Source organism: Paenibacillus sp. FSL M7-0134 (genome assembly GCF_038007865.1).
In the GTDB taxonomy this organism is placed as follows: domain Bacteria; phylum Bacillota; class Bacilli; order Paenibacillales; family Paenibacillaceae; genus Paenibacillus; species Paenibacillus polymyxa_B.
In genome coordinates this window covers 1,077,975-1,099,586 of sequence record NZ_JBBOXV010000001.1, presented here as the reverse complement: position 1 = coordinate 1,099,586, position 21,612 = coordinate 1,077,975, and the positions used below count along the sequence as shown (strand labels likewise).

Genomic DNA, 21,612 nt, shown 5'->3' with positions numbered 1-21,612 from the left:
CACAGTTGCAATGATGATATAATAATCCTTGCTGCGGAAAGGTACCCAAGAGGTCTAAGGGGGCTGACTCGAAATCAGTTAGGCGTCGCAAGGCGTGCGTGGGTTCGACTCCCACTCTTTCCGCCACTAACTTCATTTAATAAACCAATCTCTTACGTCTGTGACGTAGGAGATTTTTTGTTTATGGGAGATATTTTGAAGGTATATATGCGGCTAACGTGTCCACGAAGTAAAGAACTTAGAAGGGATTTATGCTTTTTGAAAAGTAAGAATCATATTATTAAAAAAAGTACGCGCTATCCCAAAGTGGATTAGCGCGTATTTTCTGTGCTTTGAGGGACGTACTGAATGATATCTTCAATACCAAATGTTTGTTCCAAGCCGTGGCTACGGGCGATTTCGTTTATCGCATTTAAGATATTAACCAAGGTTTCCAGCTTAATGGTTTTTGTATCGCCACTTGCTAAATCAAGAATTGTAGCAGGTCTTGTTTTCGATTCCACCGCGATCTTGTTACGTGTAGTTCCAATCATTTCTAGTGTTTCACTCAATTTAAAATGAATTTGACTCACGTTAATGAGCCTCCTTAAGGAAATATTGTGGGTTACAAAATTACTAAATTAGTTATTTGTATTATATCCTACACTACCTATATCGTAAAACTTTTTTCGTATATCCTATTGACATACTACTCACCGAGTAGTACTATTTTCTTAATATTATATTACTAATAAAGTAGTACTTATTAAGTTTTATTGGTTTTAGGTTTACATACTTTTGCTCCATATTACTTGGAAAGAAGGATAACTTTATTTTCATTAGGAAAGGGGAAACGATGTATGAGTAAATCGTTGGCATTGGAATGGGCTTCGATGGTATACGGGCCGTATGATTTGCCGCATATGTATGAGATATTCGAAGGGGTTCTATATAAAGGATGCTACTTCTTCTATCTGGACAATGGTGTGCTATGTCTGCGTCAGGTACGCAAGTTGGAGCAGCTGGCACACACACATTTGTTCATTGATGGTGACAGTGCAGGATTACAACTGGCAGAGGGGATTCGGCGTGATTTGATGGAGGTAGTATCGGACATCATCAGAAACTGGAGAGACAAAAGCGGACTTACTTTCCTGTTCGATGAATTGCTGTGTCTGCGAGAAAGGGGAGACATACAGCTCGACCTTGTAAAAGACAAGGGTTAGTTTGTTCCTTCTGAGAGATATCGTTACAGCAAAAAATGCTCCTGACAGCAGAGAAACATTGCCGGTAGGAGCACTCTTTTGTTATAGCTGGTTAGGCGGGTAATGATAGCGTTTTGTTTTTTTTGAGCCAGAGATCATCAGAAGGATCGCTGCAATCAAATGGAGAGCCCAGCCTACAAAGGGTATCCAGGCCAGCAAAGAAGTGAGTACTCCCCATACAGAGCCGTAGATCGCCTCCTGATTGCGTAACGACAGGATAAGTGTTACTGCATGCAGGACAAGCATAAATCCCAGAGCCGAGTAGCCGCTCCCCATGACAATAGCTCCCCCCACAATCGGTACGGCAAGCACCAATTCGAATATACCTGATATCCACTTTAATATTCGAGAATAGCTCATCTTTAAACCTCCGTAGATAGTAGGTCTTTGTACTTGGATATATTCTAGCAGAAGGAGCTGAATTAATCTGCATTTTACCAGGATATGCAAAAAGTCCGATAATACAACAAAGGAGGACCACAAAGGTCCTCCATCGTAGGCGATACATTTTTAACAGGATACGATCTGTCCAATCACATCATGAAACTCGGTGTACTGACCAGCAATACCGTGTTGAAAAGACAGTGTCCTTTTACACAAACCTAACGCTTCTAATGCCCGGAATGGATCTCCTAACAGTTTGTCCGGCTACGTCGTCCAACGGAACCACACCTCTCTGTTGTACCGCCTAATCATAATATGGCCAGGATTCCGAGGAAATATACATTAGTGGACACGAGCTTTCGTTTTTTTCTTCCATTTGCGATTATGGTTGGCGGTCTCCGGAAAAGAATCGCCTCTTTCCAGCGTTACTTGCTGCGGGTTTTGGATTTCAGTATGGAAGCTCTTTTCTCCGACCTCCATGTATACGCCGTCGTTTGGGACCTTATCTCCTGGTTCGAACTCAGTCTTTTCACCCATGCGATTGTGCCTCCTTAGATAAATGAATTTGGACTGCAACGGTTATTGTGCGCTGTCTTGAACAGAAACATGCGAAACCGTGTATACAGATAGTGAGTGAATCAAATTATTTCCTTTATATATGCGAAATTTTTGATGTTCTATAAAATTGTATAAAGCTAATGATATGCAGTGTTTTTAGCCGTTTTAGGCTTGTGTATTGAATTTGTAGGTTGCATTCAGTTGTTGGATTTGGTAAACTGTTTTAGTGCGAGCTTAGGCTCGTTCCTTGCTCTCAACTGAGATTGAGGGCCTTATGTCCATAAGGAGGTGTAAAGAATGCGCAAATATGAAGCGATGTATATTATTCGTCCTGACATTGAACAAGAAGCTGTTCAAGCGACAGTCGATAAATTCCAAGGTATCATCTCTAACGGCGGTGGCGAAATTACGAGTCACGATGTAACTAAACGCCGTCTTGCGTATGAGATCAAGAAATTCCGTGATGGTTCTTTCGTTCTGGTAAACTTCACAGCAGAACCTGCTGTTGTTACTGAGCTTGAGCGTATCATGAAAATTTCTGACGAAGTAATTCGTTATCTCATTACGAACGACGTAGCTTAATTATTGTACGTGATTATGTAATGAACAACGCTCAAAGGAGGGGATTGGATTGTTGAACCGTGTCATTCTGATCGGTCGTTTGACCAAAGATCCAGAGCTGCGCTATACACCATCTGGTGTAGCAGTAACCCAGTTCACCCTGGCTGTAGACCGTCCGTTTACGAGTCAAGGCGGCGAACGGGAAGCGGATTTCTTGCCGATCGTAACCTGGCGTCAGCTTGCTGAAACATGCGCTAACTATCTTCGCAAAGGTCGTTTAACGGCTGTTGAAGGCCGTGTTCAGGTGCGTAATTATGAGAACAATGAAGGAAAACGTGTATACGTGACTGAAATTGTAGCTGATAATGTGCGTTTCTTGGAATCTAACCGCGATGGCGGTAACGGTGGCGGCAATAGCGGTGGAGCTGCGCGTGAGGAGTCTCCTTTCGGAGGCGGTAACAGCAATAGTGGACGCGGGAATAATAACTCGCGAAACAATCAGGATCCTTTTTCCGATGACGGAAAACCGATCGATATTTCGGATGATGATTTACCATTTTAATTGGGAAAGGACTGACAAAGAATGGGCTTCAGACAAAGAGAAGGCGGAGACGATAACAAAAGACCAGCTCGTCGTGGTGGTCGCAACAAACGTCGTAAAGTATGTTTCTTCACTGTGAACAAAATTACTCACATTGACTATAAAGATACAGACCTGCTTAAAAAATTCATTAGCGAACGTGGAAAAATTCTTCCTCGTCGTGTGACTGGAACAAGTGCGAAATATCAACGTATGTTGACAATCGCTGTTAAACGTTCCCGTCAAATCGCATTGCTTCCTTACACTACTGAATAGTAGTGGGTGGAAAAAAGAGACGTTCCCGATCCCGGGAGCGTCTTTTTTCGTGATTTTTTATATTGACAACAAGTGCCATCTATTGTAACTTACTAATAATACAATCCATGTTTACCCATAAACCATAGTATACCTTTTAATGGCTTGTGAAATTGCAAGCTCCCCAACTCGCCAGAGTAAACATTTCGGCCTTCTGAAATGTTATTTTATATTACATGAAATCCTGTTTTTTTGTCATTTTCCACAAGTAAAATTCATAAACTTTACATAAATAGATATTTTGCATTTTTATATTACATAAAAAAAGATATTGACGTGATATTATTTTACACTTAAGATAAACCTTAATAAAAATGTAATGGTTGTTAGCGCACGAAATTGACCAGAGGTCTAAAACACGTGTTTACGCTATTAAGACAGTAAGGAGGATGTGCAACTTCATTTTCAAACCTCAAGCTTTAACGAATCACCGCAGGAATGAGACAGGCTGTTAAATAAAGAACCGACTAAGGGGGATTAACAGGATGATGCAGACGAAGAAATGGGTTTCTTTGCTTATGGTGCTTACGATCGTTGGTGTTCTGTTTGCAGGATGTAGCGGGGGTGCTAATGAGGCACAGCCACAGCAAGGCAATGCGGATAATAAAACAGAGGGAAATGAAGGAACTGCACCCGTTACGGAGGGCGTTATCAAAGCGACTGATCTCACGCAAAATCCTCCGGGAGCCACTAATCGGAAAGATAACATTGTAGTAGGTATGACATCACCTAAAGGGGTATTTAACCCGCTATTCTGGCAAACGACTTACGATTTATATGTAGTCAGAACAGTATTTGATTCCTTCTTACAGGTGAAGGCGGATGGTACATATGAAAATAGTTTGGCTGACAAGGTTGATGTATCGCCGGATGGTCTAAAATATACATTCCATCTGAAACCAGGCGTGAAGTATAGTGACGGTACCCCAGTAACAGTGAAGGATTATGCTTTTGTCCTCAAGGTACTGCATGATCCAAATTATGACGGAGAAACAGATGTATTATCTTTTAAGATTAAAGGCGGTAAAGAGTATCACGATGGCAAGGCGAATGATATCTCTGGTATCAAAGTCATTGATGATAACACAGTAGAGGTAACCGTTACAGAAGCAACAGCGTATACAAAGGATTTTCTGGGTGAGCAATACTTCATGCCAGAAGCTTATTATGGAAAAGGATTCAAAAAGGGTAACCTGGACAGCATCAAGGCGCTTAATAATAAGCCAATCGGCTCTGGTCAGTATGTACTGAAGAGCTTCTCCCCGGGTCAACAAGTCGTATTTGATGCGAATCCAAACTACTTCAAAGGCGCACCAAAAGTGAAGTCAGTTATTTTCAAAACAACAACAGAAGAAACAAACCTGTCTATGCTGCAAACAGGTGAAACGGACATGGACAACATCACAGTTACTGAAGACAATGTAGAGGAATTAAAGGCGTTGGGCTTCTTGGACGTGAATATTATGCCGACAAACGGCTATGGATATATTGCGTTTAATCATAAGGAAAAGAAATTTAAGGACCCTAAAGTACGTCAGGCTCTAACGATTGGCTTAAACCGTAAGGAGATTGTGCAGGGCGTGTATGGTCCATATGCGAATGTTATTAACATTCCACAATCTACAGAATCTTGGTCTTATACGGATGAAGGTATCAACAAATATGAATTTGATACAGCTAAGGCGAAGGCTTTGCTGGATGAGGCAGGCTGGAAGGTTGGTGCTGACGGAATTCGCGAAAAGGACGGAGAAAAGTTGACCATTAACTTCTCTGCGACTGCTGATAACCCAGTAGTAGAGGCCTTGCTACCGATCATGTCCAATAACTATAAGGAGCTAGGCATCAAGCTGACTTCCGAAACTTTAGATTTTAACGCCATTATGGATAAAAAGGACACAGGCAAGTTTGATATGTTCTTCGCGGCTTGGGGCTTAACACCAGACCCGGATACAACGACTTTTATTTCGAATGGTGCACAAAATGATATCGGCTATTCCAATAAGAAGGTCGATGAACTAACGCTTGCTGGTAAGCATGAGCTGGATCAAGAGAAACGCAAATTGATTTACAAACAGCTCTATCAAGAGCTGAACAAAGATCTACCAACTATTTTTATGTACCAACGCAGAGATATGTGGCCAGTTAATGGACGTGTATCTGGCTTGGAAATTACGCCATACAAAGATTTTGAGTTCACTCTGCATAACGCTCAGATCGCTCAATAAGGGTTGCCAATCGTATGCTCAGCTCTCACGAGCTGGGCATATCACTTTATTCGTCTGGAGGAATGAATATGAAGCAGTACATTATTCGAAGACTGCTGCAACTCATCCCCACACTTATTGGCATATCCATTATCGTATTTGCGATTTCAGCCATGGTGCCGGGTGATTATATTACAGCCAAGCAGAACCCGAATATGACGGCCGAAAAGGCGCAGCAGCTACGACATATCTACGGGCTGGATAAACCGGAATACCAACGCTATTTTATATGGGCCGGTAATATGTTAAAGGGGAATATGGGGGATTCATTACAGCATAAGCAGCCGGTAACGAAGGTCATTGGCAATTATGTATGGAACTCATTTATTATCGCTTTTTTTAGTCTTATTTTTAGCTGGCTGATTGCGGTTATTGCAGGAGTATTTTCAGCCAAGTTTCAATATTCGTTATTCGATAAGTTTGTCACATTATTCATTTTCTTATGTATGTCGCTGCCTTCATTTTTTATTGGTCTATTGGTCATCAAAATATTTGCCCTGGAGTGGGGGATTCTCCCGGTTGGGGGCATGACCACAGCAGGGATGGAGCCAGGCTCGTGGGCTTATATGGTGGATGTTCTCAAGCATATGTTCCTGCCGACACTCGTACTTACGATGCTGAGCACAGGAAGTCTGACCCGGTATTTCCGTACAGGCATGTTGGAGGTCATTCGTCAGGATTATATTCGTACCGCACGCGCCAAAGGCTTGAAGGAACGTACGGTTATTTTCAAGCACGCACTGCGCAATGCACTGATTCCAGCCATCACACTACTTGGCTTCGAGCTTCCGGCCTTATTTGGTGGGGCGATGATTCTGGAGAAGGTATTTGTGTGGCCGGGTGTGGGTCAGGTCTATCTGGAGTCGATTAGTATGCGGGATTATCCGTTTATGTTGGGCTTCACGATTTTCTTAGCGTTACTTACGCTTATCGGTAATTTGCTCTCTGATGTATTGTATGGCATGGCAGATCCAAGAATTCGCTTGAAGTAGGAGGGATACTATTGTCCGCAGAAACAGTCACGATTGAAACGAATCAAAAGGCGGCGATCCGTCCTGAAGCGTCTCCATGGAGAATCGCCGTTCGCCGTTTTAACCAAAACCGTCTGGCTTTGGCTGGTCTCGTTATATTAATTCTGATGGTTATCATTTGTAGTTTTGGACCGATGATTTCACCTTATCATTTAGATGATTACAAGCTAGCTGACAAAAATTTATCGCCTAATGCTAAGTACTGGCTTGGTACAGATAAGTTTGGTAGAGATATTTTGCTGCGTACAATGCTGGCCGGCCGTATTTCCTTGACGGTGGGACTGGTCGCCACGTTTATTTCGGTCATGATTGGAGCGACGTTGGGTGCGCTGGCAGGGTTTTATCGTAAAGGCGTGGATACGGTTATTATGCGGATTGCCGATATTTTCATGGCACTCCCTACATTACCGCTGCTTATTATTTTAGGTGCTGTTCTGTCGGATTTGAAGGTCGATCCGTCGAATCGCATTTATTTTCTGATGCTCATTATCGGGGTCTTGAGCTGGACTAGCTTGTCCCGTCTGGTCAGGGGGCAAATTCTTACGCTGCGTGAACAGGAGTTCATGCAGGCGACGGAAGCGCTAGGCTTGAGAGACCGTCGCAAAATATTCCGACATTTGCTGCCGAACACGATTCCTACCATTATTGTTACGGCTACGCTTGGAGTAGCGGGTGCGATTATTACAGAATCTGCGCTCAGTTACTTGGGAATCGGCGTTGTGCCGCCCACACCTTCGTGGGGGAATATGATATCGGCTGCAAATAACCTAATTGACTTCCGCAAACGGCCTTGGATATGGGTCCCACCGGGAATGTGTATTCTAATTACAGTTGTAGCGATTAACCTGATTGGCGACGGTTTGCGTGATGCGCTGGACCCTAAAATGAAGAAGTAGGAGACGAACGTTTATGGAAAATGCTTTGATTGAATTTCGTAACCTGAAAACCCACTTTCATACCTCTAACGGAACTGTCAAAGCGGTCAATGACGTCAGTTTTAAAATTCGTGAGGGTGAAACGCTCTGTGTGGTAGGAGAATCTGGTTGCGGTAAGAGTGTAACTGCGATGACGATGATGAGGTTGATTGATTCTCCCCACACCTCAGACGGACAAATCTGGTTTGAGGGCAAAGACCTCCTAAAACTCAATAAAGGTCAAATGCAGCAGATTCGCGGCAATGACATCTCGATTATTTTTCAGGAGCCGATGTCTTCTCTGAATCCCGTGCTTACGATTGGGGAACAGATCACGGAGCCATTGCTGATGCATACATTAATGAGTAAAAAAGAAGCACATGCCCGGGCAATTGAGCTGATTAATTTGGTGGGGATCTCACGTTCAGAGGAAATATTTCATTCCTATCCTCATGAATTGAGTGGCGGTATGCGCCAGCGGATCATGATTGCCATCGCATTAAGCTGTAATCCGAAGTTATTGATTGCGGATGAACCGACAACGGCACTGGATGTGACGATTCAGGCACAGATTCTAGATTTAATGCGGGATTTGAAGGATAAGCTTAAAACGTCCATTATGCTCATTACGCACGACTTGGGTGTCGTGGCAGAAATGGCTGATTATGTGGTCGTTATGTATGCTGGAAATGTCATTGAAGAGGCGCCTGTCATTGAGCTGTTTAAAAATCCGCAGCATCCATATACTCAAGGCTTATTAAAGGCGAAGCCCGTCATTAATCAGAAAATGGATCGACTCTATTCCATCCCAGGACAGGTTCCAAACCCAATTGAGTTGGGAGAAAATTGTCATTTCCATGATCGGTGCTCCCACTGTATGCAAATTTGCAAGGATCAGGTTCCTCCTTTGAATGAAAAGGAGAATGGTCATAAGGTTGCCTGCTGGCTATATGAGAAAGAAGGAGGGCAACGGATATGAGCGAGCCTTTGATTCAAGTGGAAGGGCTGAAAAAGTATTTCCCGATCACAGGCGGGATTTTTCAGCGTACTGTCGGACATGTGAAAGCAGTCGATGATGTATCCTTTAACATTCATAAGGGTGAATCCTTCGGTCTGGTAGGAGAATCGGGTTGTGGCAAAAGTACGATTGGACGCACGATTCTTAGATTGATGGATAAGACAGAGGGATCGGTACGATACAAAGGCGAAGACTTGCACGCGTTAAACAAAGAGCAGATTCGTGCGCTTCGTCCGAAGTTGCAAATCGTCTTTCAGGACCCTTTTAGCTCACTGAATCCGAGAATTAAGGTCGGTGAAGCCATTGGTGAGGCGTTGCTGGATCACGGGTTGATTGATCGTAGTGAGCTGCGGAAGAAGGTCAATGAAACGCTGAATATTTGTGGGCTATCCTCGTATCATTATGATCGGTATCCGCATGAGTTCTCTGGCGGCCAGCGTCAGCGGATCGGGATTGCAAGGGCTTTGATTTTGAATCCTGATTTTATTGTGGCTGATGAGCCGGTATCTGCTCTAGATGTGTCTATTCAGGCCCAGATTATTAACTTGTTAAGTGATTTGCAGCAGGAACGCCAATTGACCTATCTGTTTATCTCGCATGATCTAAGTGTAGTCGAGCATCTGTGTAGCCGGATTGGTGTGATGTATCTGGGTTCAATGGTAGAGCTTTCCTCCAAGGAGGAACTGTTCAGTAATCCGCTTCATCCGTACACAAAGGCGCTGCTATCGGCAGTACCGATTCCCGATCCCACGATCAAGAGACAACGGATTGTGTTGAAAGGAGACATCCCATCTCCGGCCAATCCGCCTTCAGGATGCAAGTTTCATACACGTTGTCCTATGGCAGAAGCACGTTGTAAAACAGAGATTCCGGTATACCGCGATGCGGGCGATCAGCATTTTGTAGCCTGTCACTTTGCCTAAAATATATAATTAGGAAGCAAAATATCCGTCATCCTGAAAGCAGAATTGACGGATATTTTGGCGTGGAATACAAAAGGTAAAAAAATTGTATCTTTTTTTCGAAAAATTGCAGACAAAATGGATTTTTCATCGTCTAATAAAGTATGGAGGTTATTACGATGATGAAAAAACATTGGTTACGTTGGGCTATTGTCGTCCCGGTACTTATTATATTGATTTTTATTACGCTTGGACCCCGCCTGTTGATCGGAAAGCCGAATGTGGATGCAGAGGCTGCGGTGCTGATGGACATGCATACTGGGGAATTACTGATGGATGTGAACGGCGATACGCCTATGCCTTCCGCAAATATGTCCAAGCTCATGACTGAGCTATTGGTGCTGGAGGATATTCGGGCCGGACGGTTAGGCTGGAATGATGAAGTGCGAATTAGCCGTTACGCGAGTACGGTGGGCGGTGTGAATTTGTCCCTCCGGTATGGTGAAAGGATGACCGTATCCGAATTGTTCCAGAGTATGGTTGTGTATTCAGCGAATGATGCCGCTGTCGCGTTAGCGGAGCGTTCAGCAGGGAATGAATCAGCTTTTGTGAAGCGTATGAATGGAAAAGCTGCCCAAATCGGGTTGTCATCCGATAGTCGCTTCAGCAATGCCTCTGGAGCAGGGCAGAGTGAATTGGGGCCGAATCACCCTGAGGATATTCGGGGAGAAACGAAAATGACAGCAAGCGACACGGCGAAGTTGGCCTCCTATTTGATTACGTCACACCCGGAGATTTTGAGAACGTCCAGCCGTACGCAGATGGAGTTGAAGGATAAAGGTATCTACATTAGTAATACGAACTGGATGCTGCCTTCCTTGGCTGGACCGTACTCTTACGCGGGAACGGATGGACTGAAAGCAGGATACACAAGCGATGCTGGATACTGCTTCACCGGTACAGCTGAGCAGCATGGAAGACGGCTAGTTGCTGTGGTGTTGGGTGCACCGAGCAAGGAGGAGCGTTTTGAGCAGACACGGAGGTTGTTCGATTATGGTTTTGCCCTGTCGACTTCTTTCCCGGTGCGACTGCAAAATTTGGTGAAACTGGCCCCGCATTAAGGGGGGAAATGATTTTGAAAGCTACATAGGATACGAATATAAACATGAATTAGGGCTTTGACCGTGAGGTCGAAGCCTTTTTTGGCATGAATTTGAGAAGCTGACCACGCCATGATACTTTTGACAACAGGGTAGCAGACCTTTTATGCTTTGAGGGGAAGTTTTCGCTTCATGTGGGACCAATTCGGTTTAATGAAGAGATGGGATTTGTGACGGAAAGAAGGAAGGTACCTGTTATGGAGAGAAGACATAAGAGAAGGACCAGTGGAAAGCCCAAAAAGAAAAAGAGGTTTACCGCTCTATATATTTCATGTATTGTTTTATTTTTGATTGCAGTGGGAGGCTACCTATTCCGCAAACAGCTGACACTGGTGGCTTTTGATTGGTTTGTATCACCGACGTTGGAGAGCAAGCTGGAGAAATCCTATCAGCCGCGACAATCCGGTGAACAGCAGCAGCAAGAGACAGTAGCTTACCGTAAGGAGCCCTTTTCGGTGCTGTTACTGGGTACAGATGAAAGGCCAAATGAAAAGGCGCGTGGTCGTTCGGATACGGTTATGTATGCAGTAGTACGGCCCGCAGAATCGCGTCTGCTTTTGATTTCCATTCCAAGGGATACGTACGTACAGATTGTCGGACATGATCCGAATCGCGATGGCGAGGATGATTTTGATAAGTTGGGGCATGCTTATGCGTTCGGAGGCGCAGATATGTCCATGGCTACAGTAGAGAAGTTGATGGAGCATAAGGCCGATTATTATGCTACGATTAATTTCCAGGGTATTCAGGAGGCGGTGAACGCAGTGGGTGGAGTTGTGCTTCCCATCGACAAGCCCATTGAGAATAAGAATCCGCTGCATATCAAGTTCCGTATTGAGGCGGGCAAGCCGCTTTATAATGGTGAGGAAGCCATGTATTATGTTAGATATCGGGAAGATAGCGACTTCAACCGTACAAAACGGCAGCAAATTTTCTTGAACGCTATGGCCGATAAGCTGCTGAATATCAACGGAATTACCAAAATCCCGGAGCTGCTCGATATTATGGGAGCCAATTTCAAAACCGATATGGAACCTACTTTTATTACTGGGCTTGGCAAGCAGGCTATTTCGCAGGGGAATCCACAAATTTCAAGTTTTACGATTACGGGGGAAGGGTTCAAGAAGAAGGGCCTGTATTATGACCGGGCTAATGAACAGGAACTTGAATATGCCAGACTTATGATTGCGAACTGGCTAGATTCCGATACAACCCCGCAGACGCTGAGGCTTCCCGACAAGCAGGACATTCAGTGAATAATCAATTGATTTATATTTGATTTTGAGGGGGATTCGTTTCTCATGAACATCGCTTTTTTCTTGCTTCCCAAACAGGAAGTTGCTTGTGTAACGGCGGATGCTACTTTACGGCAAACGTTGGAACGGATGGAATATCACCGTTTTACAGCGGTTCCTATTTTGGATAAAGAAGGTAGATATACAGGTACAGTTACAGAAGGTGATCTGTTGTGGCATATGAAAGAGTCCGAGGGGAAAATCACCTTTGAAAACGCTTCTAAGTTTATGCTTAAGGACGTTCCGTTGCGGGTTACGATGAAGCCCGTATCCATTGACGCGAACATGGAGGATTTAATTAATTTGGCGAAGGTACAGAATTTTGTGCCCGTCGTAGATGATATGGAACGGTTTATTGGCATTGTACGTCGCAGCCAGATTATTGAGTATTGTGAAAAATTTGTGTCCAGGGAATCGCTTAATACTTCAAGCTAAAATAAGCAGCAAAGCTGGTCCGAAAATAACGATTTACCTTATGGGGTAACAGTTATTTTCAGAATAGGATATGCTATAATGGAGAATAAAGCTTTTTCAGAGGGGTGTGACTCTTCATCATATGCCTAAAGAAATGGATGTAGTTAAACGAGCCAAGGTTATTGAATGGCTTAAAACAGAGGTGCTTGACCAAGTCTCCCGTCTGTTTAAGGCGATGTGGGAAGGCAGTACAGCCCGCATTGGTGATTGTTTGGCGAGTTTGGTGATGAGCAGTTATATTTTGGGGAGGCGCCTTGGAGTGTCTTACCGTGAATTGGATGATCTACTCATCGACAAGCTAAGAAAGCACAGAAAAGAAGGACACCAGCTGGAGGATTGGTATCAGGACATTTCCGCACTGGAAGAACATATGCGTAAGAGGTGAAAACGTTGAAATTCCGCTTGGCAACTGTAGCATGGAGCGTCATTTATTTGCTTCTGCTGCTGACTCTATTGACACCATTAAGAATCATTACCGTATTTTTGCTGATTGTGCCTGGCGCTGTATTGTTTTCATCGCTGCCTTTCAAAGGATTTCTGGTCCACGTCATACCGGTGCTGTTAATTATAGCGCTACTCGATGTGTATTCGCTGCTCCCTGCGATTTATTTTCTGATTCCTTCAATAATGATGGGACGGATTTATAAAAAGGGAGGACCTGCTTTTCAGGCGTTGATGACCGGAATGGGCATTATTTTAGCCGAGTTGTTGGTTGTTCTGTTTATCGCTACGTATTCTTTTGGGTTTGATCTTTCGCAGTACCTTCGTGATCAGGCCGCGATATCGGCAAGTATAGTACAGCAGGTTTTGAGTGCTAATCCGATGTTTTCGAACATGAATTGGACAGCGGAGGATACGCAGAAACTCGGTACAATGCTGATTGGAAAAATTCCGTATGTGCTGATCATGACCTCGTTCATATTGGCGGTGATTACGCATGCTTTGGCACGTCCGGCATTGAGCAGTCTCGATGTACCGGTACGCAAAATGAAGCCTGCTCGCGAGTGGAGGCTACCGCGCGCGCTGATCTGGTATTATCTGCTGGCAATTGTAATTGAATGGATAGCAGGGTCTTCCGATAGCAGCTGGATTCAAATGGTTTCCATTAGTATGCTACCGCTGATTCATGCATGTTTTATTATCCAGACGATTGGTTTTGTATACTTCTGGACGCATAGCCGTAAAATGAGCCCGGTGATTGCGTTGCTGCTGTCGCTCGTCGTTCTGGTGTTCCAGCCGCTCCGCATTATAGGTATTATTGATTTGGCCTTTCCGCTGCGTGAAGCTATTACAAGATCAAAGAAATAGGGTGAACAGTCATGCCTAAATTTCTACAAAAACGCTGGCACGGCTATCAGACGGTCTGGGCGTTTTTACTGCTGCTGGTGCTTGTCATATGTATTTCCATGTACAACTGGGAACTGGGTGTGATAGGACTGCTGCTGTCATTCTTGCTCGGCGGACTGATGCTGAAGACGGAATTGGATTTTCGTCGGGAACTGAATCAATATATCAGCGGTCTTTCCTTCCGGATCAAGCGGGTGGAAGGGGAAGCGATTAGTACATTGCCGTTCGGCATCATTTTATACAGTGAAAATCGAACGGTAGAATGGCACAATCGGTTTGCCGGGGAGATGTTCGAGGAGCAATCGCTGATTGGTGAGTCTCTTCAAGATTTGTTTCCTCAACTCGCAGGTGCTCTAAGCACCAAGAAGGAAACAAAGGAGCCTGCTCGTGAGCTGAAGGTGGAGCTACAGCATGATGAGCGTCATTATCAGTTTCTGATCGTGCCCGATGAGCGTCTGATATATTTGTATGAAGTAACGGAGTTGGCGGTGCTACGCAAGCAGTATGAAAACGAGCGGTTGGCGCTCGGTATCGTCATGCTCGATAATATGGACGAGGCTGCTCAGGGAATGGACGATCAGCAACGCACCGCGCTTATTGCAAAGGTGTCGAGCGAGATTACATCTTGGGCTAATCAGTACAATATTTATTTGCGTCGATTATCTTCTGAGCGTTATCTCATTATGCTAAATCATAAAGCGCTTCAGGAGCTGGAGCAAAGTCGATTCGTCATTCTGGATACCGTAAGGGAAATGACGGCGGATTTGAAAGTACCGATGACACTGAGTATTGGCTTGTCCTTCGGTGCAGAGAGCATCAAGGAGCTAGGCGAGCTGGCCCAATCCAGTCTAGATATGGCGCTTGGACGTGGGGGCGATCAGGCAGCAGTGAAGGCGGGACAGCGCCTGTCCTTTTATGGAGGCAAGTCCAATGCTGTCGAGAAGCGTACCAGGGTGCGTGCCCGAGTCATTGCACATGCGCTGCGTGACCTGATGCAGGAGAGCGACCGCGTCCTGATCATGGGACACAAAATACCGGACATGGATGCATTGGGAGCGGCCATCGGTGTGTGGAAGGCTGCGGCACTTTACAATGTAGAGGCACATATCGTACTGGATAAATCCAATCCGTCTATCGACCGAATGATGGAGCAGGTAAACAAGGATGAGAAGTTATCGCAAGCGCTCATGACGCCAGAGCAGTCGCTCCAGCTGATGACTGAGCACAGTCTGCTGGTCGTGGTGGACACGCATAAGGCCTCAATGACGATTGAGCCGCGTCTGGTGCAAACGGCCAGCCGGGTGGTGGTTGTCGACCATCATCGTCGGGGCGAGGAATTTATTAACGATTCGGTTCTGATCTACTTGGAGCCATATGCGTCATCGGCCTGTGAGCTGGTGACCGAGCTGCTGCAATATATCCATGAGAAGGTCCAACTGACACCGCTGGAGGCAACATCACTGCTGGCGGGGATTACGGTGGATACCAAGCATTTTTCCCTGCATACAGGCTCGCGTACATTCGAGGCAGCCGGCTTTTTACGGCGTAGTGGGGCAGATACAGTAATGATCCAGCGCATGTTAAAAGAGGACCTGGATGAATATATTGCTAAGGCGGAAATTATTAAGCATGCTAAAATGATATATGGGCATATCGCAATTGCGGTAACTGAGCCCGGACAGAAAATACCGCAGCTCCTGATTGCTCAGGTGGCGGATTCATTACTCAATATGACGGATGTACTGGCCTCCTTTGTGGTCAGTGAACGTCCTGACGGCCTGGTGGGGATCAGCGCCCGTTCACTCGGACGCATGAACGTACAGGTCGTCATGGAACGGCTAGGCGGCGGAGGACATCTGACGAATGCGGCGGTTCAGCTGGATTGCCCGCTGGAGGAAGCTAAGCGCAGAGTGGTCGACGTGCTGGCCGAAATTGATGGGGAAGAGGGGTTATTTGAATGAAAGTGATATTCATTAAAGATATGAAGGGCCAAGGCAAGAAGGGGCAAATTAAGGAAGTGTCGGACGGTTATGCAGCGAATTTCCTGTTGCCGCGTGGTGTTGCCCGTCCAGCGACAGAAGGAAATATGAAGACGCTGGAAAATCAGAATGCTGCTGAGGAAAAGCGCAAGCAAGAGGAAAAGGAAGAGGCTCAAGCGCTCGGCAAAAAGCTGGAAGAGACAACGATTCAGCTCAAGGCGAAGGCTGGTGAAGGTGGACGGCTGTTCGGCGCGATTACAAGCAAGCAAATCGCGGAGGCAGTAGCTAAAACTGGCATCAAGCTGGACAAACGCAAAATTGAGCTGGAAGAACCGATTCGTACGTTGGGCGTGACTCAAATGACCGTTAAGCTTCATCCTGAGGTCAAAGCTACGCTGAAAGTACAGGTGACTGAAGAATAATTATGGGCGGCGAATTTTTTGATCGGATTCCTCCGCAAAATCTGGAGGCTGAACAGGCGGTTATCGGGTCTATTTTGCTCCAGTCTGAAGCACTGATTACCGCAATGGAGCGGGTGCAAACCGAGGACTTTTATGATAAGGCTCATCAGATGATTTACGAAGCAATGATTGAGCTGGGTGAATCCGGACAGCCGATTGACTTGGTTACGCTGACCTCGAAAATTCAGGACAAGGGACAGCTAGAGGATATCGGCGGTGTCAGTTATCTGGCGAAGCTGGCTCACGGGGTGCCAACAGCGGCTAACGTGGATTACTATGCCCAGATCATTGAAGAAAAAGCGATGCTTCGTCGCTTGATTCGTGCAGCTACACAGATTGTGAGCGAAGGCTATAGCAGTGGCGAAGATGTCGCTGGTATGCTGAGCGATGCTGAGCGCAAGATTATGGAGATATCCAACGGGCGCTCAGGTAGTGGCTTTATTGCCATCCGCGATGTCGTGATGGAAGTGTTTGACCGCGTTGAATTGCTGCATCAGAACAAGGGCAATACGACCGGGATTCCGTCCGGGTTTGTTGATTTGGACAAGATGACGGCGGGTTTCCAGCGCAATGACTTGATCATTGTGGCCGCCCGTCCATCCGTAGGTAAAACAGCGTTCGCTCTGAATATTGCGCAAAACGTTGCAGTTCGGGCAAAAGAGACAGTAGCCATCTTCAGTCTGGAGATGTCGGCCGCTCAGCTCGTGCAGCGGATGATTTGCGCCGAGGCCAATCTGGACGCGAACGTCATGCGGACAGGTGAATTTAAAGGCGACGACGATTGGGCGAAGCTGACGATGGGCATTGCAGCCTTGTCAGAGGCGGAAATCTATATCGATGATACGCCCGGCATCACTGTGGCTGATATCCGTGCCAAGTGCCGCCGTCTCAAGACGGAAAAGGGACTTGGCATGATCGTAATCGACTACTTGCAGCTTATTCACGGACGAGGCAAAGCAGGCGAGAACCGGCAGCAGGAGGTATCCGAAATCTCACGGACATTGAAGCAAATCGCTCGTGAGCTTGAAGTGCCTGTAATTGCCCTCTCCCAGCTGAGTCGGGGTGTGGAGCAGCGTCAAGACAAGCGGCCGATGATGAGTGACTTGCGGGAATCGGGTTCTATCGAGCAGGATGCTGATATCGTGGCGTTTCTGTACCGGGATGATTACTATAATCAAGAAACAGAAAAGAAGAATATTATTGAGATTATCATTGCCAAGCAGCGTAACGGCCCGGTCGGTACGGTAGAATTGGTCTTTCTCAAAAATTATAATAAATTCGCTAATTACGAGCGTGCCCATTCGGATGCGTTCGCCGGATAACATATTAGTATCATTAGAAAAGGCTCTTTCGACGCGGATCTCGCGATCTTGAAAGGGTCTTTTTTTATAGAATTCACGTATTTCATATAAGGAATGAAACTCTCAATTACGAACAATACTATTTTCATGTAATATAATGTTCGCTTTTTATTTGACTTTAAAAAATGGTGCTGTTACACTTATAGTGCTGCTTCAACGCAGTGGGGAGAACAATACGCCCGGGGCTTTCCGAACCTACGGAATGTCTGCGACGGACGTTTTTTCCTGCTGTCCGAGAACGCTCCATATCTGCTCGCTCAGGCGATTGAAGTCGGATATGCGTAGTGTGTCAGCTCAAAATCAGAGTGTCTGTGGGCACTCCACGGAGGAATGAAACATGTCAACTGTAGTCGTTGTGGGAACACAATGGGGAGACGAAGGCAAAGGTAAAATCACGGACTATCTGGCGGAAAGCGCTGAAGTGGTGGCCCGTTACCAAGGCGGAAACAATGCTGGTCATACGATTCTCATTGACGGTAAAAAGTACAAGCTGAGCCTGATTCCATCCGGCGTTTTTTATGAAGATAAAAAGTGTGTTATTGGCAACGGCATGGTAGTAAATCCAGCCGCTCTTATTGAAGAAATTACTTACATTCATGATAATGGCTTTTCCACAAAAAATCTGGTCATTAGTGACCGTGCACATGTGATTATGCCGTACCATATGACGCTGGATGTGCTGGAAGAAGACCGCAAAGGTCCTAACAAAATTGGTACTACCCGTAAAGGGATCGGCCCTGCTTATATGGATAAAGCTGCACGTAACGGTATTCGTATTGCTGATTTGCTGGATGCAGAGGAATTCGAAAAGAAGCTGCGCCACCAAACGAAAGAAAAAAATCAAGTGATTGAACAAGTATACGGCGGCGAGCCATTGGACGTAGAAGAAATACTGAAACAGTATCTGGAGTATGCTGAATTTATCCGTCCTTATGTAGGAGATACGTCTGTCGTGTTGAATGATGCGATTGACGCAAATCAAAAGGTACTGTTCGAGGGTGCGCAAGGCGTTATGCTCGATATCGACCAAGGTACGTATCCGTACGTTACGTCCTCCAACCCGTCGGCTGGCGGCGTATGTATTGGTTCCGGTGTAGGCCCGTCCAAGATTCAACAAGTCATCGGTGTGGCTAAATCGTACACCACTCGTGTAGGTGATGGACCCTTCCCAACTGAGCTGAACGATGAAGTCGGCGATTACATTCGTGAAACAGGTCATGAGTACGGTACGGTTACAGGTCGTGCTCGTCGTGTTGGCTGGTTTGACAGCGTTGTTGTGCGTCATGCCCGTCGTGTCAGTGGGTTAACGGGTCTTTCCCTGAACTCGCTGGATGTATTGACTGGCCTGAAAACAGTGAAAATTTGTACAGGTTACAAGTACCGCGGTGAGGTGATTACGCATTATCCGGCTAGCCTAAAAATGCTGGCGGAATGCGAAGCGGTATATGAAGAAATGCCAGGTTGGAGCGAAGACATCACTGGTGTGAAAACGCTGGAGGAACTGCCTGAGACTACACGCAATTACGTACAACGCGTGTCTGATCTGACAGGTATCCCAATTGCTATTTTCTCGGTTGGGCGTAATCGCGATCAAACAAATCAGGTGCTTCCGATTTATTTGTAGGACAAGAATGATATAGCTATTGATACACGTTCAAAGAGAGAGGCTGTTAGCAGCCTCTCTCTTTTTTTATTCTGTGAAGTGTTAAATGGTATCTTCCCCTTTACATAATCTTATCTTCCTTGTCGATTTGTGATAACAAACCCTCTCTATAATCCAAATAGAAAAGAGATTCGGACGTCTAGACGTCTTGAGAGGGATGAATTATGAACTGGTATCTTCGCTCACTCGGCACACGCAAAATTGTGGAATTCATCGTGCTTGTCATTTTCGTCATTTTTTTCCTAGGGCCTCTGACCAATCTTCTCCTTTTGGCGGTTTCGGGAAAATGGCAGTATCCTGCACCGCTCCCGCAGAGCTTGTCACTGGAATGGTGGAAGTTTGTACTTACCCAGGATGATGTACTCAGCTCGATTTCCCTATCCTTCCTGATTGCGATTACCGTTACGGTCTGCTCCATTATCGTATGTATTCCTGCTGCTTATGCCTTTGCACGAATTTCTTTCCCGCTCAGTAAGTGGTTTCTTTTCTCATTCCTGCTTACGCATGCTTTTCCGAAAATGGGTTTGTATGTGTCCATTGCCGTACTATTCTACCAATTCGGGTTGATGAACACCTTTGCAGGCATTGTGCTTATCCATATGGTAAACACGCTCATGTATATGACCTGGATTCCTTCCTCTGCCTTCCGCAGCGTACATCGTGCACAGGAGGAGTCAGCGCGGGATGCCGGAGCCGGACCATTTCGGGTGTTTTGGAAAATCACCTTTCCTATGGCGCTGCCCGGCATTGTGGTCGCCTCCATCTTTACCTTTCTTGCTTCACTAGATGAAGCACAGGGGACACTCCTTGTCGGAACACCGGACTATAAAACAATGCCAGTCATCATGTATTCCATCATTGCTGATTATCCGAGCACAACGGGCGCTGTTTTCTCTGTCATTCTTACCCTGCCAACGATCATTCTGCTATTGGCAGCCAAGCGTTTTGTAAGTGCGGATGTACTGGCAGGCGGATTTCAGGTGAAATAACGTAATTGGTCAAAAGAGGAGTTTGCAAAATCCTGAAAAAGGAGCCTAAGCTAATGCCCATTCAATTATCCATTCAAGAGTTAACTAAGCGCTTCAAGACAGGAGACGGAGTCAAAGGCATTTCACTTGACGTGATGAAGGGAGAGCTGGTGACACTGCTGGGACCTTCCGGCTGTGGTAAAACAACCGTGCTTCGCTCCATTGGCGGCTTTTTGGACCCGGACAGTGGCGACATTCAGATTCAGGGTAAAAGCGTACTCAAACTGCCGCCCGAAAAGCGTCCGACGGCTATGGTGTTCCAAAGTTATAATTTGTGGCCGCATATGACCGTGTATGACAACCTGGCTTTCGGGTTGAAGATTCGAAAGGTGAAGAAGACAGAAATTGACCGTCAGGTGAAGGAAGCGCTAGCGCTGGTTCGGCTAGAGAGCGCAGAGCGTAAAACGCCGGGACAGCTCTCGGGCGGTCAGCAGCAGCGGGTAGCACTCGCTCGGGCTTTGCTGCTAAAGCCTGATGTATTGCTGCTGGACGAGCCTTTTTCCGCGCTTGATGCCAAATTGCGCATGGAGATGAGAGAGGAGCTGCGCGATATCCAGACCCAGACAGGGATGACGATGGTGTTCGTCACCCATGATCAGGAGGAGGCGCTGTCTATTTCTGACCGAATCGTCGTTATGAATGCGGGCCGAATTGAGCAGCTCTCTTCACCGCAGGAGATTTATGACAAGCCACAGTCACTTTTTGTAGCGGGTTTTATTGGCCGTATTAATTTATTAAAGGGGGTGAGCACAGGTCGCAGTGTCTCTGTGAGCGGAATACCGTTTGCACAAGAGCATGAATACACAGGTGAATCCATGGTTGGTGTAAGACCAGAGGATATTGTTCTGACGACGGAAGAAAATGGTTCTCTAGCCGGAACGATCAGACAAGTGATGATTCTCGGGCATTATGCGGAAGTTTCGCTGGATAGCGGTACCCATCATCTGAAAATGTTTGTGCCGCGTGAACGAGCGGCCGAGCTGCGCAGTGGAGAGCACATCAGCTTCAGCTTCAGTAAAATTGTTACTTTTCCATCAGCACAGTGAAGATTCACGATCAACCTCTATATCGCA

23 protein-coding genes and 1 tRNA gene are annotated in these 21,612 nt (G+C 45.9%); 21 read left to right on the top strand and 3 right to left on the bottom strand.

Going from position 1 to position 21,612, the window contains the following annotated elements; translation table 11 throughout:
* Positions 1-35: 35 nt before the first annotated feature.
* Positions 36-126 (top strand) — tRNA-Ser (locus tag NSQ58_RS04820).
* A 185-nt stretch (positions 127-311) separates the two neighbouring features.
* Here the strand turns inward: NSQ58_RS04820 and NSQ58_RS04815 are convergent.
* The gene (locus NSQ58_RS04815; RefSeq protein ID WP_028540982.1) at positions 312-572 is read right to left on the bottom strand and encodes a hypothetical protein; all 261 of its coding nucleotides are present in this window, start codon (positions 570-572) and stop codon (positions 312-314) included.
* Between the two features lie 267 nt (positions 573-839).
* Here NSQ58_RS04815 and NSQ58_RS04810 point away from each other — a divergent pair, with 267 nt between their 5' ends.
* The gene (locus NSQ58_RS04810) at positions 840-1,205 is read left to right on the top strand and encodes a hypothetical protein (protein ID WP_023991145.1); all 366 of its coding nucleotides are present in this window, start codon (positions 840-842) and stop codon (positions 1,203-1,205) included.
* Between the two features lie 81 nt (positions 1,206-1,286).
* On the opposite strand, the gene NSQ58_RS04805 is transcribed toward NSQ58_RS04810, so the two are convergent.
* Together NSQ58_RS04805 and NSQ58_RS04800 are read right to left on the bottom strand one after the other, a co-directional pair.
* A complete protein-coding gene (locus NSQ58_RS04805) occupies positions 1,287-1,604 on the bottom strand; it encodes a hypothetical protein (RefSeq protein WP_053326514.1) in 318 nt (105 codons plus the stop codon).
* Between the two features lie 366 nt (positions 1,605-1,970).
* Positions 1,971-2,165: a YjzC family protein gene (locus tag NSQ58_RS04800; protein ID WP_013312803.1), complete on the bottom strand. Its 195-nt coding sequence runs from the start codon at positions 2,163-2,165 to the stop codon at positions 1,971-1,973.
* A 318-nt stretch (positions 2,166-2,483) separates the two neighbouring features.
* Here NSQ58_RS04800 and rpsF point away from each other — a divergent pair, with 318 nt between their 5' ends.
* From rpsF to NSQ58_RS04705, 19 genes are all read left to right on the top strand, one after another.
* Positions 2,484-2,768, top strand: a complete 285-nt coding sequence (rpsF, locus tag NSQ58_RS04795) for a 30S ribosomal protein S6 (RefSeq protein ID WP_013312802.1) — start codon at positions 2,484-2,486, stop codon at positions 2,766-2,768.
* A gap of 49 nt (positions 2,769-2,817) precedes the next feature.
* Positions 2,818-3,309 carry a single-stranded DNA-binding protein gene (gene ssb / locus NSQ58_RS04790; protein ID WP_013312801.1) on the top strand — a complete coding sequence of 164 codons (492 nt, stop codon included), beginning with the start codon at positions 2,818-2,820 and terminating at the stop codon, positions 3,307-3,309.
* A 21-nt stretch (positions 3,310-3,330) separates the two neighbouring features.
* Positions 3,331-3,603, top strand: coding sequence for a 30S ribosomal protein S18 (rpsR, locus tag NSQ58_RS04785; protein ID WP_013312800.1), 273 nt, complete (start codon positions 3,331-3,333; stop codon positions 3,601-3,603).
* A 524-nt stretch (positions 3,604-4,127) separates the two neighbouring features.
* Positions 4,128-5,867 carry an ABC transporter substrate-binding protein gene (locus tag NSQ58_RS04780; RefSeq protein WP_053326513.1) on the top strand — a complete coding sequence of 580 codons (1,740 nt, stop codon included), beginning with the start codon at positions 4,128-4,130 and terminating at the stop codon, positions 5,865-5,867.
* A gap of 68 nt (positions 5,868-5,935) precedes the next feature.
* The gene (locus NSQ58_RS04775) at positions 5,936-6,898 is read left to right on the top strand and encodes an ABC transporter permease (protein WP_023991143.1); all 963 of its coding nucleotides are present in this window, start codon (positions 5,936-5,938) and stop codon (positions 6,896-6,898) included.
* An 11-nt stretch (positions 6,899-6,909) separates the two neighbouring features.
* The gene (gene opp4C, locus NSQ58_RS04770) at positions 6,910-7,833 is read left to right on the top strand and encodes an oligopeptide ABC transporter permease (RefSeq protein ID WP_013312797.1); all 924 of its coding nucleotides are present in this window, start codon (positions 6,910-6,912) and stop codon (positions 7,831-7,833) included.
* A 13-nt stretch (positions 7,834-7,846) separates the two neighbouring features.
* Positions 7,847-8,830: an ABC transporter ATP-binding protein gene (locus NSQ58_RS04765; protein ID WP_250241373.1), complete on the top strand. Its 984-nt coding sequence runs from the start codon at positions 7,847-7,849 to the stop codon at positions 8,828-8,830.
* Positions 8,827-9,792: an ABC transporter ATP-binding protein gene (locus NSQ58_RS04760; protein ID WP_013312795.1), complete on the top strand. Its 966-nt coding sequence runs from the start codon at positions 8,827-8,829 to the stop codon at positions 9,790-9,792. Before NSQ58_RS04765 ends, NSQ58_RS04760 begins: the two co-directional genes overlap by 4 nt.
* A gap of 158 nt (positions 9,793-9,950) precedes the next feature.
* A complete protein-coding gene (locus NSQ58_RS04755) occupies positions 9,951-10,892 on the top strand; it encodes a D-alanyl-D-alanine carboxypeptidase family protein (protein ID WP_023991141.1) in 942 nt (313 codons plus the stop codon).
* A gap of 236 nt (positions 10,893-11,128) precedes the next feature.
* A complete protein-coding gene (locus NSQ58_RS04750; protein ID WP_160788390.1) occupies positions 11,129-12,187 on the top strand; it encodes an LCP family protein in 1,059 nt (352 codons plus the stop codon).
* 45 nt (positions 12,188-12,232) lie between these two features.
* Positions 12,233-12,661, top strand: coding sequence for a CBS domain-containing protein (locus NSQ58_RS04745; RefSeq protein WP_013312792.1), 429 nt, complete (start codon positions 12,233-12,235; stop codon positions 12,659-12,661).
* 121 nt (positions 12,662-12,782) lie between these two features.
* Positions 12,783-13,085: a MazG-like family protein gene (locus NSQ58_RS04740; protein WP_013312791.1), complete on the top strand. Its 303-nt coding sequence runs from the start codon at positions 12,783-12,785 to the stop codon at positions 13,083-13,085.
* 5 nt (positions 13,086-13,090) lie between these two features.
* On the top strand, positions 13,091-14,008 hold the full coding sequence (locus tag NSQ58_RS04735) for a DUF2232 domain-containing protein (RefSeq protein WP_023991139.1): 918 nt from the start codon (positions 13,091-13,093) through the stop codon (positions 14,006-14,008).
* 11 nt (positions 14,009-14,019) lie between these two features.
* On the top strand, positions 14,020-16,008 hold the full coding sequence (locus NSQ58_RS04730; protein ID WP_023991138.1) for a DHH family phosphoesterase: 1,989 nt from the start codon (positions 14,020-14,022) through the stop codon (positions 16,006-16,008).
* Positions 16,005-16,448: a 50S ribosomal protein L9 gene (rplI, locus tag NSQ58_RS04725; RefSeq protein WP_023991137.1), complete on the top strand. Its 444-nt coding sequence runs from the start codon at positions 16,005-16,007 to the stop codon at positions 16,446-16,448. The genes NSQ58_RS04730 and rplI overlap by 4 nt, the downstream gene beginning before the upstream one ends.
* A gap of 2 nt (positions 16,449-16,450) precedes the next feature.
* Entirely contained in the window at positions 16,451-17,809 is a 1,359-nt protein-coding gene (dnaB, locus tag NSQ58_RS04720; RefSeq protein ID WP_023991136.1) for a replicative DNA helicase, read from the top strand.
* Between the two features lie 376 nt (positions 17,810-18,185).
* Complete coding sequence (locus tag NSQ58_RS04715) at positions 18,186-19,472, top strand: adenylosuccinate synthase (RefSeq protein WP_025723148.1); 1,287 nt, start codon at positions 18,186-18,188, stop codon at positions 19,470-19,472.
* A gap of 203 nt (positions 19,473-19,675) precedes the next feature.
* Entirely contained in the window at positions 19,676-20,500 is an 825-nt protein-coding gene (locus NSQ58_RS04710) for an ABC transporter permease (protein WP_023991134.1), read from the top strand.
* Positions 20,501-20,553: 53 nt separating this feature from the next.
* Positions 20,554-21,585: an ABC transporter ATP-binding protein gene (locus NSQ58_RS04705; RefSeq protein ID WP_034095133.1), complete on the top strand. Its 1,032-nt coding sequence runs from the start codon at positions 20,554-20,556 to the stop codon at positions 21,583-21,585.
* Positions 21,586-21,612 lie beyond the last annotated feature (27 nt).